Annotated in this window: 3 protein-coding genes; 1 reads left to right on the top strand and 2 read right to left on the bottom strand. The window is 75.0% G+C overall.

Features of this window, described 5'->3' with window-relative positions; genetic code table 11:
- Nucleotides 1-2,128: heavy metal translocating P-type ATPase (locus ACOJUF_RS17805; RefSeq protein ID WP_420123158.1), on the bottom strand; the 2,128-nt coding region annotated here is incomplete at its 3' end.
- A gap of 273 nt (nt 2,129-2,401) precedes the next feature.
- On the opposite strand from ACOJUF_RS17805, the gene ACOJUF_RS17810 reads away from it, so the two are divergent.
- Nucleotides 2,402-4,843: a bifunctional FO biosynthesis protein CofGH gene (locus ACOJUF_RS17810; RefSeq protein WP_420123159.1), complete on the top strand. Its 2,442-nt coding sequence runs from the start codon at nt 2,402-2,404 to the stop codon at nt 4,841-4,843.
- Here the strand turns inward: ACOJUF_RS17810 and ACOJUF_RS17815 are convergent.
- A partial coding sequence (locus tag ACOJUF_RS17815; RefSeq protein WP_420123160.1) for a hypothetical protein occupies nt 4,791-5,012 on the bottom strand: 222 nt, incomplete at its 5' end. The genes ACOJUF_RS17810 and ACOJUF_RS17815 overlap by 53 nt on opposite strands.

Raw genomic sequence — 5,012 nt, forward strand, 5'->3', positions numbered from 1 at the left:
CCTGATGCTCGATCTCGGCGTGGGTCCGGCTGATGGCGGCGCCCGCGTCGGCGCCCAGCGCGCGGTCCATCAGCGGCACCAGGAGCCGCTCGTCGGCCCGCTCGTGCGGGATCACGTCGGACTCCAGCCGGTCGAGCAGGCCGCGCACCGGGCGCAGGTCCGGCCGGTGGGTCGACAGCGCGTCGGCGACCGCCCGGATCCGTTCGACGACGGGTTTGGCCGCGTCGTGCTCGGCCCGCAGCGCGACCGCGGTCGCGACATCCGCGGGCGGCAGGGGCGGGGTGACCGGTCGGCCCGGCAGCACGGCCAGCAGAGCGATGCCGATGGCCAGCAGATCGATGATCTCCTGCGCGACGGCCCCGGCGGCCGGCGGGAGCAGGCCGACGGCGGCGACGACCATCGCGACCAGGGACAGGCCCATGCCCACCAGCACCGCGGCCAGCGCGATGCGCCGGCTGCGGCGGGCGATACCGATCGCCTCGGCCAGCACGCCGATCCGATCGACGGTGAGCACCACGTCGGCCGCCTCCGAGGAGGCGGACGCGCCCCGCACCGCCAGGGCGACCCCGACACCGGCGGCCGCGAGCGCAGGCGCGTCGTTGATGCCGTCGCCGACCATGATCGTGGGCGTCCGGGCCGACTCCTGCTCGACCACGGCGAGCTTGCCGGCCGGATCCCGATCGGCCAGAACGGCATCCACCCCGACGATCCGGCCGACGGCGTCGGCCACGTCGGCGCGGTCGCCGGTGATCAGCACGGTGCGCCCGATCCCCGCGCGCCGCAGCTGCCGGAGCATCCGCGGGGCGTCCGGGCGCAGCTCGTCCTGCAGCACGAGGGCGCCGGCGGGCTCGCCGTCGATCGCCACGAAGACCGTCAGTGAGCCGTCGAGGTCGGCGCGCCGGCGGAGCTGGCGGGCCCAGGCCGGCGGCGTCCCGCCGACCACCCAGGCCGCCTTGCCGAGCCGGACCGGACGGCCGTCCACCCGCCCGCGGACGCCGTAGCCGGGCTCCTCCACCACGTCGTCGGGGGTGACCAGCGGCAACCCGCGCCGGGTGCCGGCGGTGACGATCGCCGACGCCAGGACGTGGGCCGAGACCTGGTCCAGGGACGCGGCCGTCCGCAGGATGTCGTCCGCGTCCCAGCGGCCGCCCGCCGTGACCACGTCGGTCACCTGGGGCCGGCCGCGGGTCAGCGTGCCGGTCTTGTCGAACAGCAGCACCCGGCCCCGGGCCAGCCGCTCCAGGGCGCCGCCGCCCTTGATGATCACGCCCTGGGCCGCGGCCCGGGACAGGCCCGACATGAACGCGATCGGCGCCGCCAGCAGCAGCGGGCACGGCGTCGCCACCACCAGGACGGCGACCGCCAGCACCGGGTCACCGGAGACCAGCCAGGCCAGCCCGGCCACGAGCAGGGTCAGCGGGACGAAGACGATCGCGAAGCGGTCCGCGACGCGGACGAACGGCGCGGACGACGCCTGCGCCTGCTCGACCAGCCGCACGACGCCGGCGTAGGTCGAATCCGCCGCCGCGGCGGTGGTGCGCAGCCGGGTCGGCGGCCCGGCGTTGACCACGCCGCTGCGCACGTCGTCGCCGGCGATGCGCTCGACCGGGAGCGGCTCCCCGGTCAACGCGGACTCGTCGAACACCCCGGCGGTGAGCAGCCGGCCGTCGACCGGGACGATCTCGCCCGGCCCCACCAGCAGCTGCTCGCCGACCGTCACCGCGTCCACCGGGACCACCTCGAACCCGCCGGCCACCGCCCGGCGGGCGGTCCGCGGGGCCCGACCGACGAGCAGGCTCAGCTCGCGCCGGGCCCGGGCGTCCGCCCGGGCCTCCAGCAGCTGCCCGCTGGCCAGCATGACCGTGATCATGGCGCCGGCGAACGGCTCGCCGACCAGCAGCGCGCCGGCCAGGGCGAGCACGGCGATGACGTCGACGCTGAACCGGCCCTGCCGGACCGCGGCGGCCAGCTGGCCCACCGCGACGACCAGGCCCAGCGCGGCTCCGGTCACCCAGGCGACCTCCGCGGCCGTGTCCATCCCCACCAGCCGGCCGGCCAGGCCCACGACCAGCAGCGTGGTCGAGGCGACGAACAGGACCAGTTCGCCGTGGTGGCGCCACCAGGTCATCACCGACTCCTTCCGCGCGGGTGGGTCGCCCGCGTCCCGCGCCACGGGGCGCGGGGCCGGCCGGCGAGCGGGTGTCGCCCCGGCCCGCGCGCGGGACCGCCCGGCCGGCGCGGGTCCGGTTCCAGTCAACGGAGCGTGGCCCGGCCGGCCCAGGGGCGAAGGTCCCGCCGCCCCGGGCCCGGGCCCGGTCACCGCCCAGCGGTCGGCGCCGCGGACCGGGACCGTACCGTGTCGATGGGGGAACCCGAGAGCAGTCGAAAGTGAGGACCGCCGGTGACCATTCGGATCGCTTCGATCGGCTCGATCGGTGCCGCGCCCGTGTCCGGCGCGGCGGCGCGATCGCTGGCCGGCCTGCCCACGACCGTCTTGACGGCGGCGGCCGCGGAGGTGCGGGACGGGGTGTTCGGGTCGCGGGTGACGTTCTCGCCGAAGGTGTTCGTTCCGTTGACCAAGTTGTGCGCGGACCGGTGCGGGTATTGCACGTTCGCGACGGCCCCCCGTCATCTGCCACAGGCGTACCTGACGCCGGTCGAGGTGGATCAGGTGGCCGGGCAGGGCGCCACGCACGGGTGTGCGGAGGCGTTGTTCACGCTGGGTGAGGGGCCGGAGCGGCGGTATCCGGAGGCGCGGGCCTGGCTGGACGAGCACGGGTATTCCTCGACGATCGAGTATCTGGTGGCCAGCGCGGGCCGGGTGCTGACCGAGACGGGGTTGTTGCCGCACGCGAACGCGGGGGCGATCGATCGGGACGAGCTGGCGCGGTTGCGGTCGGTCGCGCCGAGCCAGGGGATGATGATCGAGTCGTTGCGGCCCGACCTGCTCGCGCACCGGGGCGCACCGGACAAGACGCCGGAGCGGCGGTTGGCCACCCTGCGCGCGGCCGGAGAGCTGGCGATCCCGTTCACCACCGGCATCCTGGTGGGCATCGGCGAGACCGAGGCGGACCGGATCGAGGCGTTGCTGGCGATCGCGGCGGCCCATCGGGAGTTCGGGCACGTGCAGGAGGTGATCGTGCAGAACTTCCTGCCCAAGCCGGGCACCGCGATGCGCGACGCGCCCGCCTGCCCGCCCGAGGACCATCTGCGGGCGATCGCGTTGGCCCGGCTGATCCTGCCGCTGTCGGTGCATCTGCAGGCGCCGCCGAACCTGACCGATACCGAACAGCTGGGTGATCTGCTGGGCGCCGGTATCGACGACTGGGGCGGGGTGTCGCCGGTGACGGCGGACCACGTCAATCCCGAGCGGCCCTGGCCGGCGCTGACGGTGCTGCGGGCGGCGACCGAGGCGGCCGGGCACACGCTCGCGCCGCGGTTGACGGTGTACCCGGAGTTCGCGCTGGACCCGGAGCGGTGGTTGGACCCGGCGACCCGGTTCCCGGTGCTGGACCGATCGGATGCGCACGGGTTGTGCCGGGACGACCCCGGTGCGGTGTGGCCGGAGAAGCACGGCGCCGCGGCCAACGTCGGGACCGGCGCCGAGGTGATCCAGATCGGGCGGCGGTCGACGGCCTGGTACTCCGGTGCGGACGTGGCCCCGCCGGTGCTGATTCCCGGCCGGGCGTTCGCCCGCGGCGCGGTGGCGGAGGTGCTCGACGGGGCCCGGGCCGGCCAGGAACTGGGCGAGGACGAGATCGTCACCCTGTTCGCGGCGCGGGGTCCGGAGGTGCCGGCGGTCGCCGAGCTGGCCGACGAGTTGCGCCGGGAACTGGTCGGCGACGACGTGACCTACGTGGTGAACCGGAACATCAACTACACCAACGTCTGCACGTTCCGGTGCACGTTCTGCGGGTTCTCCAAGGGCCCGTTGTCGCTCAACCTTCGGGGCAAGCCGTACCTGCTGTCGTTGGACGACATCGCGCAGCGGTCCCGGGAAGCGGTGGAGCTGGGCGCGACCGAGGTGTGCCTGCAGGGCGGCATCCACCCGCACTTCGACGGCAACTTCTACGTCGACGTCGCCAAGGCGGTCCACGAGGCCGTGCCCGACCTGCACATCCACGGGTTCACCGCGCTGGAGGTCCACGAGGGCGCCAAACGGCTGGGCGAACCCCTGGTCGACTACCTGCGGCGGCTGCAGGCCGCCGGCCTCAAGACGCTGCCCGGAACCGCCGCGGAGATCCTGGACGACGACATCCGGGTGGTGATCTGCCCGGACAAGATCACCACCGACGAGTGGTTGGAGGTGCACGAGGCCGCGCACTCGGTCGGGCTGCGCAGCAATGTCACGATCATGTTCGGATCGGTCGAACGGCCCCACCATTGGGCCCGGCACCTGCTGCGGACCCGGGCGCTGCAGCGCCGCACCGGCGGGTTCACCGAGTTCGTGCCCCTGCCGTTCGTGCACATGGCCGCCCCGGTTTACCTCAAACGCGGCGCCCGCCGGGGACCGACCTGGCGCGAAGCGGTCCTGATGCACGCCATCGGCCGCATCGTCTACGCCGGGACGATCGACAACATCCAGGCGTCCTGGGTCAAGCAAGGCCCGATCGGCGCCCGGCAACTGCTGCGCGCCGGCGTCAACGACCTCGGCGGCACCCTGATGGAGGAGAACATCTCCCGCGCCGCCGGCGCCACCCACGGCCAAGGGCTCGACGCGCAGGGCCTCCGCGCCCTCGCCGCCGCCGAAGGCCGGCCGGCCCACCAACGCACCACCCTTTACCAGCGCATCACCACCACCCCCGCGCCCGGCGCCGCCCGGTCCGCCTCGGTCTCCGCCTGACCGATCCACGTCGGTGCTCGCCCGGTCGACCCGCCCGGGCGAGCCCGGCCTCCTGCCCGGCGCGCACCCCGGCCAGCACCTCGGCGACCGGGCCGCGCAGCGGGTGCTCGGGTGCGCCGATCAGCACGGGTGGGGTGGCGTCGGCGCCCGAGTACCACGCGGTGGAGCG

This window comes from Nakamurella sp. (assembly GCF_048594475.1).
Taxonomy (GTDB): domain Bacteria; phylum Actinomycetota; class Actinomycetes; order Mycobacteriales; family Nakamurellaceae; genus Nakamurella.